The sequence below is a fragment of the Kitasatospora sp. NPDC023176 genome, from assembly GCF_055560495.1.
Map to the genome: position 1 here is coordinate 177,736 of NZ_JBVHIP010000009.1, position 18,641 is coordinate 196,376.

13 protein-coding genes and 1 tRNA gene are annotated in these 18,641 nt (G+C 73.7%); 7 read left to right on the top strand and 7 right to left on the bottom strand.

What is annotated here, in order from left to right; all coding sequences use genetic code 11:
- Positions 1-20: 20 nt before the first annotated feature.
- The 4 genes from ACZ3YL_RS15875 to ACZ3YL_RS15890 form a co-directional block, all read right to left on the bottom strand.
- Positions 21-94, bottom strand: a tRNA-Lys gene (locus ACZ3YL_RS15875).
- A 90-nt stretch (positions 95-184) separates the two neighbouring features.
- Entirely contained in the window at positions 185-2,266 is a 2,082-nt protein-coding gene (locus tag ACZ3YL_RS15880; RefSeq protein ID WP_465657801.1) for a dipeptide ABC transporter ATP-binding protein, read from the bottom strand.
- On the bottom strand, positions 2,263-3,240 hold the full coding sequence (locus ACZ3YL_RS15885) for an ABC transporter permease (protein ID WP_188307991.1): 978 nt from the start codon (positions 3,238-3,240) through the stop codon (positions 2,263-2,265). Before ACZ3YL_RS15885 ends, ACZ3YL_RS15880 begins: the two co-directional genes overlap by 4 nt.
- Positions 3,241-3,256: 16 nt before the next feature.
- Positions 3,257-4,237, bottom strand: a complete 981-nt coding sequence (locus tag ACZ3YL_RS15890) for an ABC transporter permease (protein WP_188307990.1) — start codon at positions 4,235-4,237, stop codon at positions 3,257-3,259.
- A gap of 329 nt (positions 4,238-4,566) precedes the next feature.
- Here ACZ3YL_RS15890 and ACZ3YL_RS15895 point away from each other — a divergent pair, with 329 nt between their 5' ends.
- Complete coding sequence (locus ACZ3YL_RS15895; protein ID WP_188307989.1) at positions 4,567-6,273, top strand: ABC transporter family substrate-binding protein; 1,707 nt, start codon at positions 4,567-4,569, stop codon at positions 6,271-6,273.
- 606 nt (positions 6,274-6,879) lie between these two features.
- Positions 6,880-8,085, top strand: a complete 1,206-nt coding sequence (locus ACZ3YL_RS15900; protein WP_465657803.1) for a low temperature requirement protein A — start codon at positions 6,880-6,882, stop codon at positions 8,083-8,085.
- A gap of 88 nt (positions 8,086-8,173) precedes the next feature.
- On the opposite strand, the gene ACZ3YL_RS15905 is transcribed toward ACZ3YL_RS15900, so the two are convergent.
- A complete protein-coding gene (locus ACZ3YL_RS15905; protein WP_317621340.1) occupies positions 8,174-9,148 on the bottom strand; it encodes a LysR family transcriptional regulator in 975 nt (324 codons plus the stop codon).
- A 269-nt stretch (positions 9,149-9,417) separates the two neighbouring features.
- Between ACZ3YL_RS15905 and snpA (ACZ3YL_RS15910) the strand changes: the two genes are divergently transcribed.
- From snpA (ACZ3YL_RS15910) to ACZ3YL_RS15925, 4 genes are all read left to right on the top strand, one after another.
- The gene (gene snpA / locus ACZ3YL_RS15910) at positions 9,418-10,053 is read left to right on the top strand and encodes a snapalysin (RefSeq protein WP_465657805.1); all 636 of its coding nucleotides are present in this window, start codon (positions 9,418-9,420) and stop codon (positions 10,051-10,053) included.
- 334 nt (positions 10,054-10,387) lie between these two features.
- On the top strand, positions 10,388-11,011 hold the full coding sequence (gene snpA / locus ACZ3YL_RS15915) for a snapalysin (protein ID WP_188307986.1): 624 nt from the start codon (positions 10,388-10,390) through the stop codon (positions 11,009-11,011).
- Positions 11,012-11,213: 202 nt separating this feature from the next.
- A complete protein-coding gene (locus ACZ3YL_RS15920) occupies positions 11,214-11,873 on the top strand; it encodes a pentapeptide repeat-containing protein (protein ID WP_465657807.1) in 660 nt (219 codons plus the stop codon).
- A 190-nt stretch (positions 11,874-12,063) separates the two neighbouring features.
- Positions 12,064-14,139 carry a phosphocholine-specific phospholipase C gene (locus tag ACZ3YL_RS15925; protein WP_465657875.1) on the top strand — a complete coding sequence of 692 codons (2,076 nt, stop codon included), beginning with the start codon at positions 12,064-12,066 and terminating at the stop codon, positions 14,137-14,139.
- 6 nt (positions 14,140-14,145) lie between these two features.
- On the opposite strand, the gene ACZ3YL_RS15930 is transcribed toward ACZ3YL_RS15925, so the two are convergent.
- Entirely contained in the window at positions 14,146-14,925 is a 780-nt protein-coding gene (locus ACZ3YL_RS15930) for a phosphoribosyl-dephospho-CoA transferase MdcG domain-containing protein (RefSeq protein ID WP_465657808.1), read from the bottom strand.
- Positions 14,926-15,075: 150 nt separating this feature from the next.
- Here ACZ3YL_RS15930 and ACZ3YL_RS15935 point away from each other — a divergent pair, with 150 nt between their 5' ends.
- Positions 15,076-15,306, top strand: a complete 231-nt coding sequence (locus ACZ3YL_RS15935) for a hypothetical protein (protein ID WP_188304748.1) — start codon at positions 15,076-15,078, stop codon at positions 15,304-15,306.
- A gap of 66 nt (positions 15,307-15,372) precedes the next feature.
- Here the strand turns inward: ACZ3YL_RS15935 and ACZ3YL_RS15940 are convergent, their stop codons facing one another.
- Positions 15,373-18,582, bottom strand: coding sequence for a S41 family peptidase (locus ACZ3YL_RS15940; RefSeq protein ID WP_465657811.1), 3,210 nt, complete (start codon positions 18,580-18,582; stop codon positions 15,373-15,375).
- Between the last annotated feature and the right edge of the window lie 59 nt (positions 18,583-18,641).

The following is an 18,641-nucleotide window of genomic DNA, read 5'->3' on the forward strand; positions in this document are numbered from 1 at the left end:
CGGCCTGAGACCTTGCCATGTGCGCCGCCAGGGACTCGAACCCCGGACCCGCTGATTAAGAGTCAGCTGCTCTAACCAACTGAGCTAGCGGCGCTTGCTGACGTGGAAGACAGTACACGGCGCCGGGCCGATCCGCCGAATCGTATTCGGCCGATCACCCGGCGTCACCGCGCGACGTCCCCCGTCACCCCGGATGGTGGCAGGCGGCCTGGTGGTCCGCCGCCGCCCCGGTCCCTGCCCCGGTCCCTGCCCCGTCCCCGGCGAGCGTCGGCCGCTCCTGCTCGCAGCGCGCCCGGGCCGTGGCGTCCCCTAGCCCCGCGTAGAGCGGGCAGCGGGTGCGGAACGGGCAGCCGGTGCGGCGCTCGGTGGGGGAGGGCGGGTCCCCGGCGAGCAGGATGCGGTCGCGGGCGCGTTCGGCGGCGGGGTCGGGCAGCGGGACGGCGGAGAGCAGGGCCCGGGTGTACGGATGGCGGGGGCGGTCGAAGACGGCGGAGACCTCGCCCTGCTCGACCGTCCGTCCGAGGTACATCACGCTGACCCGGTCGGCGAGGTGCCGGATCACCGAGAGGTCGTGCGACACGAACAGGTAGGACAGTCCGAGCTCGGCCTTGAGCGACTGCAGCAGGTTGAGCACCCCGGCCTGGATCGAGACGTCCAGGGCGGAGACCGGTTCGTCCAGTACCAGCAGCCTCGGCCGGACGGCGAGCGCCCGGGCGATGGAGACGCGCTGGCGCTGCCCGCCGGAGAACTGGTGCGGGTAGCGGACGGCGTGGTCCGGGTCGAGGCCGACCTGGCGCAGCAGCTCGGGCACCCGGCGGGCGATCTCCTCGCGCGGGGCGTGCTGGGCGCGCAGCGGCTCGGCGACGATGTCGCCGATCGGCATCCGGGGATCGAGGCTGGCCATCGGGTCCTGGAAGACGATCTGCAGCTCGGCCCGGAGCCGCTGGGCCTCGGCCCGGGTGAGCCGGGCGGTGTCGTGGCCGAGCAGTTCGATCCGGCCGGTCTCCGGGGCGCCCAGTCTCAGCAGTTCGAACAGGGTGGTGGACTTGCCCGAGCCGGACTCCCCGACCAGGCCGAGGGTCTCGCCCTCCCGCAGGTCCAGGTCGACGCCGTCCACCGCGTAGACCTCGCCGACCTTGCGCTTGAACACCGTGCCCTTGAGTAGCGGAAACGTTTTTCCGAGCCCGCTCACCGACAGCACCGGTGCCCGCCCGGAGCGGTCCCCGGCCACGGGCCCGGCCGGCAGTTCCGGTACCGGGTACACCTCGCTCGGTGCGGGCCGCCGCTCGGCCAGCTCCGCCGAGCGCACGCAGGCGGCCAGGTGCCCGTCCGTACCCTCCAGTTCGGGCTCCGCCGTCGAGCAGCGGTCCTCGGCCAGCGGGCAGCGGGTGGCGAACGGGCAGCCGGGCGGCAGTTCGGCCATCGGCGCGGGGGCGCCGGGGATCGGCACCAGCGGGCCGCCGTGCCCGTCCAGCCGGGGCAGTGCGCCGATCAGCCCGAGGGTGTAGGGGTGGCGCGGGGCCGCGAACAGCTCGTCCACGTCCGCGGTTTCGACCACCCGCCCCGCGTACATCACGGCGACCCGGTCGGCGGCACCGGCGATCACCCCGAGGTCGTGGCTGACCAGGACGAGGGCCGCGCCGGTCTCCCGCCGGGCGGTGCGCAGCACGTCGAGCACCTGGGCCTGGATGGTGACGTCCAGTGCGGTGGTGGGCTCGTCGGCGAGCAGGATGTCGGGCTCGTTGGCGATGGCCATGGCGATCATCGCGCGCTGGCGCATGCCGCCGGAGAACTCGTGCGGGAAGCTGTCCAGGGCCCGGTCGGGCGCCGGGATGCCGACCAGGTCGAGGAGTTCGGCGGCCCGGCGGCGGGCGGTGGCCCGGTCGACCGGCTGGTGCACCCGGACGGCCTCGGCGATCTGGTCGCCGATCCGGTAGACCGGGGTGAAGGCGGACAACGGGTCCTGGAACACCATGGCGACCTTGCGGCCGCGGATCGCGGCGAGTTCCCTCCCGGGCAGGCCGACCAGCTCCCGGCCGTCGAGCCGCACCGAGCCGGCGACCCGGGCGGTGCCCGGCAGCAGCCCGAGCACGGACAGCGCGGTGACGGACTTCCCGGAGCCGGACTCGCCGACGATGCCGAGGGTCTCGCCGCGCCGCAGGGTGAGGTCCACCCCGCGGACGGCGGGCACCGGGCCGTGCGGGCCGGCGAACTCCACCCGCAGGTCCCGGACGGCGAGCAGCGGGGTCTCGACGGCGGTGGTCACTTCGGCGTCCTCCGGGAACGGTCGGCGCGGCGGGCCCGACGGGAACGACGGGGCGCGCCCTCGGCGGTGGGGTCGAGGGCGTCGCGCAGCCCGTCCCCGACCAGGTTGACGGCGAGCACGAACAGCACCAGCAGCCCGGCCGCGAAGTAGAACATCCAGGGGAACACCGGGGCTTCGGTCGTCCCGGCGGCGAGCAGGGTGCCGAGCGAGACGTCCGGCGGCCGGACGCCGAAGCCGAAGTAGGAGAGCGCGGTCTCGCTCATCACCGCGCCGCCGACCGCGATGGTGGCGTCGACGATGAGGAAGGAGGCGACGTTCGGCAGGATGTGCCGGCTGATGATCCGCAGTGGCCGGACGCCCATGAACCGTGCGGCGCGGACGAATTCGCGCTCGCGCAGGGAGACGGTCATCGAGCGGACCACCCGGGCGGTGATCATCCAGTTGAACAGGGCGAGCAGCAGCACGAAGGCGATCCAGCCGCTGCTGCGCAGCCGGGGCGAGACCACGGTGATGATCAGGAAGCTGGGGAAGACCAGCATCAGGTCGACCAGGAACATCAGCGCCCGGTCGGTCCAGCCGCCGAAGTAGCCGGCGCAGGCGCCGACCAGCGAGGCCAGCACGGTGGAGAACAGGGCCACCAGCAGGCCGATGATCAGTGACTTCTGCAGCCCCCGGACGGTCTGGGCGAACACGTCCTGGCCGACCCCGTTGGTGCCGAACCAGTGTTCGGCGGAGGGGGGTTGGTGCAGTGCGGTGAAGTCGGGGGCGGCGTAGTCCCAGGGCGTCAGGTACGGGCCGCCGAAGGCGAGCACGAACAGCAGCAGGATCAGCACGGCTCCGGCGACGGCGCCCCGGGCGGCGCGCAGCCGGGCCAGGACGAGGCGGCCCCGGCCGGTGGCCCGCGGCCGTCCGGTGGTGCCGGCCGGGGAGCCGGTGGGGGAGTCGGGGCCGGCGGACTCGGCGACGACGGTCATCTCAGCTCACCTCCGGTCAGACCCGCACGCGCGGGTCGAGGGCGGCGTGCAGGGTGTCGGCCAGGAAGCCGGAGGCGAGCACGACGACGGCGGTGAACAGGTTGATCGCCACGACCGAGTTGACGTCCTGTTCGTTGATCGACTGGATCAGCCACTCGCCCATGCCGTGCCAGCCGAAGATCGTCTCGGTGAAGATCGCGCCGGTGAAGATGGCCAGGAAGCTGTAGGCGAACATGGTCGACATCGGGATCACGGCGGTGCGCAGCCCGTGCTTGAGCAGGGCCCGGCGGCGGGTGAGGCCCTTGGCCTCGGCGGTGCGCAGGTAGTCGGAGCCGAGCACGTCGAGCATGGTGCCGCGCTGGTAGCGGCTGTAGGTGGCGAGACCGCCGAGGGCGAGCGAGACGGTGGGCAGCAGCAGGTGCAGGGCCCAGTCGGCGAGGTGGGCGCCGACGCCGCCGGTCAGCCCGGGGGTCTCGTAGCCGGTGAACGGGACGACCTCGTGGCCGGCCGCGTCCTTGGCGGCGATCGCGCCGTTCTTGAGGAACAGCGCGACCAGGAAGACCGGGGTGGAGAGCAGCACGAAGGACACCACGGTGAGCACCCGGTCGGAGATCCGGTACTGGCGCACCGCGCTCCACGCGCCGGCGGCGACGCCGAGGACGGTGCCGAGCAGGCTGCCGATCAGCAGCAGCCGCAGCGACACCCAGACCCGGCGGCCGAAGTCGTCGGTGACCGGGGTGTCGTGGATGGTCCGGCCGAGGTCGCCGTGGAGGAGGTCGCCGGCCCAGTGGCCGAAGCGTTCGACGACCGGGGTGTGGTCGTTCAGGTTGAGCGCGGTGAGCTGGCGCTCGACCGATTCGGCGGACGGGCGTGGCACCTTGGCGTCGAAGTAGGTGCGCGGCTGGAGGGCGCTCGCGGAGATCGCGTACGCCAGGAACACGGCGGCGAGCAGCAGCGCCGCGTAGTAGGCCAGCCGCTTCGCCAGGTAGCGGAGCATCAGCGGCTGCCCGGGGTGGGGGCGGGGTCGACGCGTCTGGGGGGCATCGGCTGGTGGCCTTCGGTCGGGGCCCGGTCGGGGCGTCAGGCGGCAGGGTGGGACGGGTGGTTGGGAACACGCAGGTCAGAGTGAAGCACCGCGGTGCGGCCGCGGTGTTGCGACGGGATTGCCCCGTGTGACGTCTGGATCAGGTGTGCGTTCCTCCCCCTGGTGGCGGATCTGATCCGCTGTTACGTTCCTCTGGCTCGGTGCCGGATTGAGTGCCCACGCTCAAGCCCGGTCATGCCTCCGGCGACCCAACTCCTGCCATCGATCCCAGGGGGACCCTCATGGACGCTTCCCGTACGGCCCGCCGCCTCGGCCGGACGGCCGCCCTCGCCGTCGCCGTCGCGCTGGCGGTCACCGCGTGCACCTCGGGCGGCGGCGGCTCGTCCGGTGACGTGGCCAAGAGCGAGCCCCCGAGACAGGATTCCCAGGACATCAACGCCAAGCCGCTGGACCAGGTCAAGGACGGCGGCGAGGTGCGCTTCCAGCTGGACCAGTGGATCACCCAGTGGAACCCGCTCCAGGTCGACGGCGGCTCCTACACCGACACGGTGGGCCTCATCCGGACGCTGGAGCCGACGCTGTTCGGCACCGACTCCTCCGGCACCTTCCAGGCGAACCCGAACTACCTGGTGGACGCCAAGGTCACCTCGACCTCGCCGCAGGTCGTCACGTACAAGCTGAACCCCAAGGCCAAGTGGTCGGACGGCAAGCCGCTCAGCTACCTGGACTTCAAGGCGGACTGGCAGACCAGCAACGGCAAGGACCCGGCGTACAACATCGCCGACCCGTCCGGCTACGAGCTGATCTCCGCGGTCGAGCAGGGAGCCGACCCGACCGAGGTGAAGGTCACCTTCGCCCAGCCGTATGCGGACTGGCAGAACCTGTTCCGCCCGCTGATCCCGGCGGCGGGCATCTCCACCCCGGACGACTTCAACAAGGGCTGGGTGGAGCGGATCCCGATCACGGCCGGCCCGTTCAAGATCGGTACGGCGGACAAGACCGCGCAGACCCTCAGCCTGGTTCCGGACCCGGCCTGGTGGGGGACCAGGGCCAAGCTCGACAAGATCACCTTCCGGGTGATGGACAAGTCGGCGAGCATCCAGGCCTACCTCAACAACGAGATCGACCTCGCCTCGGCCGGCACCGCCGCCGCGTACGGCCAGCTCAAGGACGCCAAGGACACCGTGATCCGGGCCGCCAGCCCGTGGGACGAGGTGCACATCTCCTTCGGCGGGAACGGCGTGATGGCCGACCGGAAGGTCCGTCAGGCGCTCGGCAAGGCGCTCGACCGCTCGGCGCTGATCAAGATCGCCAACAATGGCGTGCCGGTGGTCTTCAAGCCGCTCGGCAACCACATCATCATGCCCAACCAGGCCGGCTACCAGGACAACTCCGGCGACTGGGCCACCTTCGACCTCGCCGCCGCCAAGAAGCTGCTGGACGACGCCGGTTGGAAGGACTCCGGCAGCGGTCAGCCGCGGACCAAGGACGGGCAGCAGCTGGAGCTGCACTGGGTGCTCAGCGACGGCACCCCCCAGGCCCAGCTCGACCTCGCCACCGCGGCGACGGCGATGTGGCAGGCGGCCGGGGTCAAGGTCGACCTGGACAAGGTGGCCGCCAACGACTTCTTCGCCAAGTACGTCACCCCGGGCAAGTTCGACCTCGCGAGCTGGCGCAACACGGACTCGTTCCCGAACTCCAAGAGCCTGGCCAACTTCCGGCTGCCGGTGGGCGACAACTCCTTCCAGAACCCCTCGCGCCTCGGCAGCCAGGAGATCGACGACCTGCTGAAGAAGGCGGCCGGGACGGTCGACCCGGCGGAGGCCGCGAAGCTCTACAACCAGGCGGACGCGAAGATCTGGGAGCTCGGCCACACCGTCGAGCTCTACCAGCGGCCGGTCGTGGCGGCGGTCCGCAAGGGACTCGCCAACTACGGTGCCTTCGGCCTCGGGAGCGAGGACTACAGCAAGGTCGGCTGGGAGAAGTAGCCCGGGCCGCCGAGGCGGCGAGGGCGACCGCACGGCAGGCGCTGGCGAGCAGCGCGGTGATCACGAGGCCGGTGGTGCGGACACGGGTGGGTCGGCTCCGCCGCCCCCGCTGTCCTGCCACCGGCCTTGACCTTCCGCGTTGCCCGCAGGCCGCCCGTGTCGTGGGGCCCCGCAGGGGGCCCGCGCTCGCTTCCAACCGGGGACGAATCTAGCGGGGCCGCCGGGCCGGGCGCGGTGCAGCGCGCGGGGCGCGCCCGGAAACCCGCCGCGCTGTCACCCACTTCGCGCACCGAGGCGTCAACTCTCGCTGACGGCAAGGAGAAAAGGGGCATAAAGGGGCATCGCGCCCGGGTTCGAACGGAGTTGTCGCACGGGTGCGGATCGGTGCACGGATCGGCGCGCGAACCGGTGCACGGATCGGTGGGCGAACCGGTGCGTGGTCGGTGTGCGGATCGGTGTGCGGATCGGTGGTGCGCGCGCCCCTCCGAGCCCGGCGCCGCGCGCGCCGCGCCGGTGCGTGCGCAGGGCCCGGGCCGCTGCCAGGATGCGCGGGACGGCGGCCCTCCCGGGCCCCGTCCGCCCCTCCCGACCCCCGGAGCAGCACCGATGGCCAGTGAACCCGCCGCCGCGGCACCCCGAGCGCACCACGTCGACCCGCCCCCGGTGCGCCGGATGGTCCCGCGCGCCCGCGACGAGTCGCACCGGGTCGCCACCCCGCTGGAACTCTTCTTCGACCTCTGCTTCGTGGTCGCGGTCGGCCAGGCCGGCCGCGAACTCGCCCACTCCCTGGCGGCCGGGCACTACGGCGAGGGCCTGCGCGGCTACGCCCTCGCCTTCTTCGCCATCTGGTGGGCCTGGATGAACTTCACCTGGTTCGCCTCCGCGTACGACTGCGACGACGTGCCGTACCGGATCACCACGCTGGTGCAGATCGCCGGCGTGCTGATCCTGGCCGCCGGGGTGCCGAGGCTGTTCGCCACCCAGGACCTGCGGCTGGCGATCACCGGCTACGTGGTGATGCGGCTGGCGATGGTCACCCAGTGGCTGCGCGCGGCGGCCAGCGAGCAGGGCGAGGCGCGCAGGGTCGCGCTGCGGTACGCGGTGGGGATCACGATCTGCCAGGTCGGCTGGACGGTGCTGCTCTTCCTGCCGGACGCCGCCCGGCCGGTGGTCATCCCGGTCGGGGTGCTGTGCGAGCTGGCCGTGCCGGTGGTCGCCGAGCTGCGGATGCAGACCTCCTGGCACCCGCACCACATCGCCGAGCGGTACGGGCTGTTCACCCTGATCGTGCTCGGCGAGACGGTGGCCGCCGCGACGGTGGCGGTGCAGTCGGCGGTGGACGAGCACGAGGAGCTGGGCCGGCTGGTGCCGGTGGCGGCCGGCGGGCTGCTGATCTGCTTCGCGGCCTGGTGGATCTACTTCGCCCGGCCCGTCCACGACCACCTGCGCTCCAACCGGCAGGCCTTCGCCTGGGGTTACGGGCACTACCTGGTGTTCGGCTCGGCGGCGGCGATCGGCGCCGGGCTGGAGGTGGCGGTGGAGTCGGCGGTGCACAAGGCGGAGATCTCCGAGGTGGCCGCCGCCGCGACGGTCACCGTGCCGACCGCGGTCTACCTGGTCACCGTCTGGTACCTGCACTCCCGGCACACCAAGCGCGGCCTGGTCGCCCAGTCGGTGGCGCCGGTCGGGGCGGCGCTGGTGCTGGCCTGCACCGCGCTGGGCGGGTCCGGGGTGCCGGCGGCGGGCCTGGTCTGCGCGCTGATGATCGCGGTGGGCGTGCTGATCCACAGCCGGGAGGGCCGCCGGGGGTGAACCCGGCCGGGCGGTTGCCGGCCGTGACCCTCGCTCGGCGGGCGTCGGGTGTGAGCCCGGCCGGGCGGCCGTCGGATGTGGGCCCCGCTCAGAGGCGCCCCAGCAGCACCGGTTCGTGCCGCGCCAGCCAGGCCAGGTAGGCCGGGTTGACCTTGGCCAGGTCCAGGTAGGCGGCGCGCAGTTCGCCGTAGAGCGCGTCCAGGGCGGGCGGGCTGAGCACCCGGGGGCGCCAGGTGAACAGCAGCCGGACGGCCAACGGGTCCCCGTGCACCGGGCGGACCACCGTGCCGGGCCCGGGCAGCGAGGTCGGCTGGCAGGGGCGGACGGCCTCGCCGGAGGCGACCAGTTCGGCGGCGGTGGTGTTGTCCCGCACCTGCACCACCCGGGGGTTGAGCCCGGCCTCGCTGAAGACCCGGCGCATCGCGGCGTACTCGTGGTCGGCGGTCGGGTCGACCATCCAGGTGTCCTCGGCGAGGTCGGCCAGGTGGACGACCGGGCGGGCGGCGGCCGGGTGCCCGGCGGCGAGCGCGACGAACTGCGGCTCGCGGGCCATCAGCACCCGGTGCTCGGCGTCCGGCGGCACCCGCAGCGGGAAGCCCTCGCTCTCGTAGACGAATGCCACGTCCAGTTGGTCGGCGGCGACCATCCGCAGCAGGGCGCTGGCGGAGATGTCGACGTGGATGGTGGTGTCGGTGTCCGGCAGCCGCTCGTGCACCCGGCGCAGCCAGGCGGCGACGGCCCGGCTGCCGACGCTGCCGATCCGCAGCCGTCGTTGCCGGTCGGGCCCGGTGGTGTCCCGGGCCTCCTGGCGGGCGGCGGCGACCAGCGCGGCCATCTCGCTGATCACCGGCCGGGCCCGGGACAGCACCGAGTGGCCGAGCGCCGTGGGGCGGCTTCCGGTCTGCTCGCGGGTGAACAGGGTCCCGCCGATGGCCCGTTCTATCCGGTGCAGCTGGGTGGTGAGGGAGGGCTGGGTCATGCCGAGTTGGAGCGCGGCCTTGCGGAGGCTGCCGGTGTCGGCGATCGCGCACAGCACCCGGAGGTGTCTCACGTCGAGCTCCACGACGGGAGCATAGACGTCATCGAGCCGTATCGCCAAGGACATGACAGAGAGTCAAGGCAGGCCGACGGCACGCACGGCGGATACCCACCGGTAGGCGGCCGGGCTATCGCGGGTTGACATCATCCGCGACGGGCCCGGACGGGTCGAAGCTCGGGGACACCACACCGCCCCGGCCCCGGCCGGGACGGCCCCCACCGCGCGCCGCAGCCGCCCGGGCCGGCCCCCACCGGCCCCGGCGGACCGGCGCACCGTGAACTCGGAGCCCCCACATGAAGCGATCCGTGCTGTCCGCGACCCTCGGTCTGGGCCTCGCCGCCACGCTCGTGGCCCTGCCCACCGCCGCCGTCGCCGCACCCACCGCCCCGGCCGCACCCGGCCACACCGCCTCGACGTACGCCGGCTCGGCCGAGGAGACGGCGAACAACCAGGCGTTCTTCCGGGCCGTGACGGCCTCCGCCGAGGCCAGGCGGGCCGCCGACCCGTGGCTGCAGTCCGTCACCGTCACCTACGACACCACCAACGCCCCCTCCTTCGCCGGCGACATCGCCAACGCCGCGCAGATCTGGAACAGTTCGGTGCACAATGTCCAGCTCCAGGAGACCAGCGGCACCGGCGACTTCTCGTACACCGAGGGCGACGGCAGCGGATCGTACGCCAGCACCGACGGACACGGGCACGGCTACATCTTCATCGACCACCAGCAGGCCCAGGAGTACTACTCGCTGCGGATCGTGGCCCACGAGACCGGGCACGTACTGGGCCTGCCCGACGACTACTCGGGGCCGTGCAGTGAACTGATGTCGGGCCACGGCCCCGGCCCGTCCTGCACCAACGCGCACCCCGACGCCAACGAGAGCGCACAGGTCGACGCACTCTGGGCGAACGGCGTGGCGACGGCCAACTGACGTGCCCGGCAGGTGAATCGGGCGCGGTGGCCCGCCCGGCCGGAAACGGGCGGGCCACCGCACGGGTACTTCCCCGTCCGGGAGCCTAGCCGCCCCCGGAACGGAATGCCAGGGGCATGGCTGGGTCAAGACGAGTAAAAGGCGACCGAAATCCGGCGGGGCACAGGGGTATTGGACCGGGCTATCGCGGGTTGACATCATCCGCCCGGCCGCAGGGCTGCCCGAAGCTCTGGGGACACCCGGTCGCCAGGCGTCCCCCAAGCCGGCCCCCAACCCGGCACGGCGCCAAGGACCGGAGCCCCCCTGCCTCCAGGACCCCTTCAGGAGCCCCCACATGAAGCGATCCGTGCTGTCCGCGACCCTCGGCCTCGCCCTCGCGGCGGGCCTCGCCGTGCTGCCCACCACCGCGGCCGCCGCGGCCCCCGCCGCCCCGGCGGTGCAGGGCTACACCGCCTCGACGTACGCCGGTTCGGCCGAGGAGACGGCGAACAACCAGGCGTTCTTCCAGGCCGTGATGGCCTCCGCCAAGGCCAAGCAGGCCGCCAACCCGGCCCTGGCCACCGTCGTGGTCACCTACGACGCCAGCTCCGCCCCGACCTTCCGCAACCAGATCGCCAGTGCCGCGCAGATCTGGAACGGCTCGGTCAGCAACGTCAGGCTGCAGGCCGGCTCGGCCGCCGACTTCCGCTACTACGAGGGCAACGACAGCCGCGGCTCGTACGCCAGCACCGACGGGCACGGGCGCGGCTACGTCTTCCTCGACTACCAGCAGAACCGGCAGTACAACTCGGTCCGGGTGACGGCCCACGAGACCGGGCACGTGCTCGGCCTGCCGGACCACTACTCCGGCCCGTGCAGCGAGCTGATGTCGGGCGGCGGCCCCGGCACCTCCTGCACCAACCCGTATCCCAACAGCACCGAGCGCAGCCGGGTCAACTCGCTCTGGGCGCGCGGCTGATCCGCCCGGGCACCCGCTGAGCGCCCCGGCCCGGCCGCGTCCGCCGTCGGCCGGGCCGGGCCGGGCTGGGGCGTCGCCGCCGAGCCGACGGCGGGGGCGGCGGGGCCGGCGGGGCAGCGGTCCGTGCGGACGGAACTGTCGGTGGCGCGTGCGAGCATGCGGGCGAGACCCGTTCGCCCCCGATCCGAAAGGCGCCGCCGCCATGCCCCGTTCCGTCCCCGAGCAGCTCGCCGACCTCCCGTACGCCGACCTGCTGCGCCCGCACACCGGCCCGCTGCGCAGCGACGAGCGCTACGACACCGCGCACTTCGACGGCGGCGAGCACACCGACGAGTCCGGCGCCGGGGCGGCCTTCCTGGAGTGCGCCTTCACCGGGGTCGCGCTCAGCGGGGTCAAGCTGCGCCAGGCCCGGTTCAACGAGGTCTGGGTGCAGGCCGGCCGCTGGGTGGCCTGCGACCTGAGCGACACCGAGTGGCAGGACAGCGCCTTCGTCGGCGGGGTGCTGGCCGGGGTCGCCGGGTACGGCGCCGCGCTGCGCCGGGTGGTGTTCCGCGGCTGCAAGCTGGAGGCGGTCAACCTGCGGTCGGCCGTGCTGCGGGACGTCGTGTTCGAGGACTGCCTGCTGCGCGACGTGGACTTCGGCGAGGCGAAGCTGACCGGGGTGTCCTTCCCCGGCTCGACGCTGGAGGAGGTCCGGTTGCGCGGGGCCGTCCTGAGCAAGACCGATCTGCGCGGCGCCGTCCGGCTCGGGCTGGCGGACGGTCACCAGGGGCTGCGCGGGGCGGTCATCAGCACCAGCCAACTGCTGGAGCTGGCGCCGCAGTTCGCCCAGGCGCTGGGCATCGAGGTCAAGGACCGCTGACCGGTTCACCTCCTCCTTGTCGCATCAGCCGGGCGTTCAGCCCGGCGTCGTTCGGTGACACCCGGGCGAACAGTCCGACAACCCTGCTGCGCGCATCTGGTGGCCGCTGCGGCCGCGGTGGAGACTGCTCCGCGATCGATGGCCCCGAGTTGTGTACACAACATCGCCAGTGAAGGGACGGACCGGTCTGATGGCCGAGTTGAGTCGTAGGAAGTTCGTCACGCTGTCCGGCGCCACCGCGGCCGGCCTCGCGGTGGCCGGCGCCGACGTCGTGGGCGCCGCCGCCCCGAGCGCCGCCGCCGCGACCGCCGACAGCACCACGCTCAGCACCACGGGCACCATCACCGACGTGCAGCACGTGGTGATCCTGATGCAGGAGAACCGGAGCTTCGACCACTACTTCGGCACCCTCAAGGGCGTCCGGGGCTTCGCCGACAAGGCCGCCATCCAGATCTCCGGCGGCTACAGCGTCTTCAACCAGCCGAACGGCCTGTTCGCCCGCCAGTACCCGTGGGCCTTCAACCCCTCGGGCAACAGCGGCTCCGCGGAGACCCAGGCGCAGTGCAACGGCGACCTCTCGCACGCCTGGTCCGACCAGCACCGGGCCTGGAACGGCGGCAAGATGGACTCCTGGGTGTCCGCCAAGGGCACCGTCCGCACCCTCGGCTACCTGCAGCGCGCCGACATCCCGTTCCACTACGCGCTGGCCGACAACTGGACCATCTGCGACGCCTACCACTGCTCGGTGCTCAGCGCGACCGGCCCCAACCGCACCTACCACTGGAGCGGGACGATCGACCCGGCCGGCACCGCGGGCGGCCCGGCCTACGACGGCGGCTCCGAGTCCAACCTGCGCTGGCAGACCTACGCCGAGGCGCTGGAGAACGCCGGCGTCAGCTGGAAGGTCTACCAGAACGCCGCCGACAACTTCGGCGACAACGCCCTCGCCTACTTCAGCCAGTTCACCGGCGCCGCGGCCGGCAGCCCGCTGGCCGTCAAGGGCATGGGCTCGGTGCCCAAGGTCACCGGCCGGACCCCGGACGACATCGCCGCCGCGATCCGGGCCGACGTGCAGAACGGCACCCTGCCGCAGGTCTCCTGGATCGTCGCCGACCAGCAGTCCTCCGAGCACCCCTACGCCACCCCCGAGGACGGCGCGCACTTCGTCCACCTGGTGATGGACGCCCTGAACGCGGACCCCAACGTGTTCAACTCCACCGTCCTGCTGATCAACTACGACGAGAACGACGGCTTCTTCGACCACGTCCCGCCGCCGGCCGCCCCCGCCGGCACCGCCGGCGAGTTCTGCAACTCCACCAACATCGGCCTCGGCTTCCGCGTCCCGCTGATCGCCGTCTCCCCGTGGACCCGCGGCGGCTGGGTCAACTCCGAGACCTTCGACCACACCTCGGTGCTGCGCTTCCTGGAGGTGTGGACGGCCGCCCTCGGGCAGCCCGCCACCAGCCCCAACATCAGCGCCTGGCGCCGCCAGGTCTGCGGCGACCTCACCTCGGTCTTCGACTTCGCCAACCCGGTGTACGGCATGCCCACGCTGCCCGACACCTCGCAGACCATCGGCCTGTCCACCTGCGGCCCGCTGCCCAACCCCGCGCCGAGCAACAACGCGCTGCCCGCGCAGGAGCCCGGCACCCGCCCGGCCCGTGCCCTGCCGTACCAGCCGAACGCCAACCTGGACCACCTGGAGTTCGGCTCGGGCGGAGTGATGAAGGTCTGGATCAGGATGGACAACAGCGGCACCGTGGCCACCCGGGCCGCGCACTTCGCCGCCTACGCCAACGCCTACCGCGGCGGCGGCCCCTGGCAGTACACCGTCGACCCGGGCGCCGGCACCAGCGACTTCTTCAACTGCGGCACCAACTTCGGCGGCGGCCCCTACGACCTCACCGTGGTCGGCCCCAACCGCTTCCTGCGCCGCTTCAAGGGCGACGCCACCAAGGCCGGCAAGAACGCGGCCGTCACCGCCTCGTACGCGGTCGAGCCGGGCACCGGCAAGCCGGCGGTCTACTTCAAGCTGGCCAACACCGGCAGCGCCTCGATGACCTTCACCATCACGTCCGGCAACTACCGCACGGACGGCCCCTGGACGTACCAGGTGCCGGCCGGCGGCAGCGTCAGCGACTTCTTCAACGCGGTCGCCTACAACAACGGCTGGTACGACTTCACCGTCACGGTGGACGCCGACGCCACCTGGTCGCAGCGCTTCACCGGCCACCTGGAGACGGGCGCGCCCAGCGTCAGCGGCTGACCTCGCCTACCCGTACGGGCCCCGGGGGAACCACGGATCGTGGACCTCCCGGGGCCCGTACGGCGTCAGCAGGGTGAAGGTGTGCACCCCCGCCGCGTACTCGGCGAGCTGGACGGCGCCGTAGCGGGTCTCCAGCTCGGCCTGCACCGGCACCGGCAGCCTGCTCAGCGCCCGGCGCAGCTGCAGCGCGTCCCGCCGGCTGACCGGGTGCGGGGCGCGCAGCACCAGCCGCAGCGGGCTCAGCGGCCCGGCCACCGGGACGCCGGTGCCCAGCTCGTAGCCGACCGCGCCGATCGGGCCCCAGGGGAGCCGGTGGTCCGCGACCAGCCGGCCGACCTCCGGCAGCAGGGCCAGCGCCGGGATGCCGTCGACCCGGGCGGGGGCCAGTCGCGCCCGCCGCTCGGCCAGGTGCTCGGGCCGCAGCGTCCGGGCCACCGCGGCCCAGGGGGCCAGCGCGTCCAGCCGCTGCCCGGGGCGCGGGCCGCGCACCGTCACCGGGATCCGGTGCTCGGGCGCCGCCTCCTCGTCCCGGGTGCAGTGCTGCGGGCGCGGCACGTCCACCGGGGCGCCGGCCGGCGAGGGCGCCCGACCGACGGTCACCCAGGGGTGCGCCCGCAGCACCGTCCGCGCCCAGTCCGGCAGCTCGCCGCCCGCGACCGGGCGCAGCGAGCCGGGGCACTGCATCAGCAGCAGGTCGTGGGTGCCGGGCAGCCGCCCGTCCAGCGCGGCCAGCGGGCCGACCCGCCGGCGCGGTCCGTCGTGCAGTTCCTCGGTCGAGTTCCTCACACCGCCACCCTCCGCCCGTCCCGCGCCGCCCGACTACGGCCCTTCGACGCGTTCACCAGGGACCAAAGGCTCAAGGTGCACCCCTCGGTCCCCGGTGTGAGAGTGGGGGCAGCCCGGAGTTCCACAGTTCCGTCCGCAGCAGGAGGAGTCATGGGCATCTTGGACAGGCTGTTCCACCGGCCGCCGCAGCACGAGTCCACCGGGCAGGAGGCCGCTCAGCGCGCCGCCCTCGCCCACGACGAGGCCGCCGACGCGTACGGCGAGGAGGTCGAGCGCACCCGGGACTCCCAGGAGAAGCTCGCCCAGGAGAGGGTCGCCCAGGAGGAGGCCGACCGGCGTGCCGCCGAGAACATGACGGCCGAGGGCGACCCCTGGGGCTGAGCCCCTCGGTCATCCGTCTCTCCGCCGCGGTCGTCCGGCCCCTCCAGGTCAGCCGGCCCGCGGCGGTCAACCGGCCCGCGGCGGCAGTGGCGGTCGCCGCAGGTCCGGCCGGGGCGTGGATTCCGGCGGGGGCGCCGCCGCCGGCGCGTCCTCCAGCAGTTCCAGGGCGAGTTGGACGGCGGCGACCAGCTCCGGATGGCGCCCCCGGGCCCAGTCCTGGGGGGTGCGCAGCACGTGCACGTCCGGTTCCACGCCCCGGTTCTCCACCGACCAGCCGAGCCCGCCGCCGAACCAGGAGGCGTTCTTCGGCACCGAGATCTGGGTGCCGTCGCCCAGGGTGTGCCGCCCGGTCATCCCGACCACCCCGCCCCAGGTGCGGTTGCCGATCACCGGGCCGAGGCCGAGCAGTTTGATCGCCGCGATGATCACGTCCCCGTCCGAGCTGGTCGCCTCGTCGGCGAGCGCCACCAGCGGGCCGCGCAGCGCGTGCCGGGGCCAGCGGACGGGCTGGCGGTCCCGGCTGAAGTCCCAGGCGAGGACGTGCCGGGTGAGCTTCTCCAGGACGAGTTCGGAGACGTTGCCGCCGGCGTTGCCGCGTACGTCCAGCACCAGCGCGGGCTTGTCCAGTTCGCGCCGCAGGTCCCGGTTGAACTGGGCCCAGCCGGAGCCGCCGAGGTCCGGGATGTGCAGGTAGCCGCACCGGCCGTCGCTGAACTCCCGTACCAGGGAACGCCGTTTGGTCACCCAGTCCTGGTAGCGGACGGCCCGTTCGTCGGTCAGCGGGGTGACGGTGATCCGCCGCACCGGGCCGTCCGGGCCGCTGCGCAGGGCGAGTTCGACGGTGGTGCCGCCGGTGCCGGCCAGCAGCGGCAGCGGTCCGCGCACCGGGTCCACCGGGCGGCCCCCGATCTCCAGCAGCTCGTCGCCGTCCCGGACGCCCCGGGCCGCCAGCGGGGCGCGGGCGCGCGGGTCGGAGGACTCGCCGGGCAGCACCCGGTCGACCAGCCAGCGGCCGTCGGGGGCGCGGTGGGCGTTGGCGCCGAGCAGGCCGAGCGGCTGCTGGGCGAGGGTGGGGCCCTCGGCGCGCCGGGAGGGGGTGACGTAGGCGTGCGAGGTGCCGAGTTCGCCGAGGAGCTCGCGCAGCAGGTCGGCGAAGTCGTCGGGTGAGCAGATCCGTTCCAGCAGCGGCTCGTACTGGGCGACCAGGGCGGGCCAGTCCAGCCCGGACATCCGCTCGTCCCAGAACTGGTCCCGGACGATCCGGGCCGCCTCGTGGTACGCCTGGCGCCACTCGGCGGCGGGGTGCACGGTGTGGGTGATCCGGCGCAGGTCGACGCTGGTCCCGGCGGAGGGGGCGCCGACCGGGACCACCCGCAGCGTCCCGGCCGAGTAGACCGCGATCGAGCCGCCGTCCCCGGAGACCGCGTAGCCGTCCAGCTTGTCGACCAGCGTGCTGCGGGTGCCCCGGGCCAGGTCGAAGTGCTCCAGGGAGGGGCGGCCGGAGGTGTCGTCGGGGCTGGCGAAGGTCTGCCCGAGGGTGCCGGAGATCGGCCAGCGCAGCCAGACCAGGCCGCCGCGCACCGCGTCGGTGGCCGAGTACTTGGAGGCGATCACCGGGAACTGCAGCAGCCGCTCGCCGATGCCCTGGGGGTCGACCCGGACGGTGCCGTCGCCGCCGCCGTCCCCGCGCGGGGCGCCGTCCTCGGTGGGCGCGGCGAACGGGGAGGGCGTGTCGGCGGTGAGCGGGACGAGGTAGGGGCGGCAGCCGACCGGGAAGGAGAGGTCGCCGGTGTGCACGTCGTGGACGGGGTCGAAGCCGCGCCAGGACAGGAAGGCCAGGTAGCGGCCGTCCCGGGTGAACACCGGCTGCTCGTCCTCGAACCGGCCGTCGGTGACGTCGGTGATCGGCGCGGGGGCGTCGGTGCGGGTGAGCCGGATCCGGCGCAGTGAGCGCCCGGCGGCCGGCTGGGACCAGGCGATCCAGTGCGAGTCGGGGGAGAACCGGGCGCTGGAGACGGGCCCGTAGTCGGAGGCGGCCAGTTCGCGGACCTCACCGTCGGCGGCGGTCACCAGCAGCAGCCGCCCGTCGGAGGTGGTGACGGCGAGCCGGGCGCCGTCGGGGGCGGCGGTGAGCTCCAGGGCCCGGCCGAGCCGGCCGGCGGCGAGCACCCGGTGGTGGTGGTGCGCGGCCTCCTCGTGTCCGGGCAGCGGCACCACCTCGATCGCGTCGGCGCCCTCGGCGTCGGTGATCCAGGCGGCCTCGTCGGTGTGGCCGAGCACCACGGGCAGCCGGGTGCGGACCCCGGGGGTGTCGGCGAGGGCCCGGGCCGGGCCGTCCTTGTGGGTGAGCCAGTACTGGCTGCCGCGCACGGTGATCACCCCGGCCCGCCCGGTCTGGTCGCAGGCGAGGTCCTTGACCTGGGAGGCGGCGCCGACCTGGTACGGGCGGCGGCCGGCCCGGGCGCCGCCGAGCGGCACGTCCAGCCGGCGCGGGGCGGGGGCGTCCAGGCCGTCGAGCAGCCAGAGGTCGCCGGCGTGCTGGTAGACGATCCGGGTGCCGTCGGTGGCGGCCTCGCGGGCGTAGTAGGAGGCGTGGTCGGTGTGCCGGCGCAGGTCGGTGCCGTCGGGGCGGCAGGAGTAGAGGTTGCCGATGCCCTCGTGGTCGGAGAGGAAGGCGATCCGGTCGTCGACCGGCATGGGGGAGGCGAGGTGGCCGGTGTGCTCGGGCAGGATCCGTTCGCCGTCCACCCAGAGCCGGCCGACGGCGCCGCCGCGGTAGCGCTTCCAGGCGGCGGGTTCGTGCGGGGCGGAGCCGGTGAGCAGGACGGTCCGCCGCCGGCTCAGCTGGGCGTCGCCGACCGGGCCCCAGGGCATCCGGCGGCCGGGGGAGCCGTCGGGCGGCAGGGCGTGCGCCCAGGTGTAGTGGCCGAAGGGCTCGTGGAAGGAGGTGACGGCCAGGACCTCGCCGTCCGGCAGCCAGCCGCGCACCCGGGTGTCCTGGCTGCCCCAGTAGCTGAGCCGGCGGGCCTCGCCGCCCTCGGTCGGGGCGGTCCACACCTCGGGGGTCAGGCCGAGCCAGCTGGTCCAGGCGAGGGTGCGGCCGTCGGGGGAGAAGCGGGGGTGGCTGACCCGGGTGCGGTCGCAGCCGACCCGCCAGGCCCGGCCGGTGGTGGCGGCGCCGGCGTCCAGCGGCGCGATCCAGACGTCGTCCTCGGCGGTGAAGGCGAGCAGGTCGCCGTGCAGGTGGGGGTGGCGGAGGTAGCCGGGCGGGGTCACTCCTCCATCCTTCGACGGGGTGTCACCCCCGGCAACCGGGGCGGTCCCGCCGGGCTCCC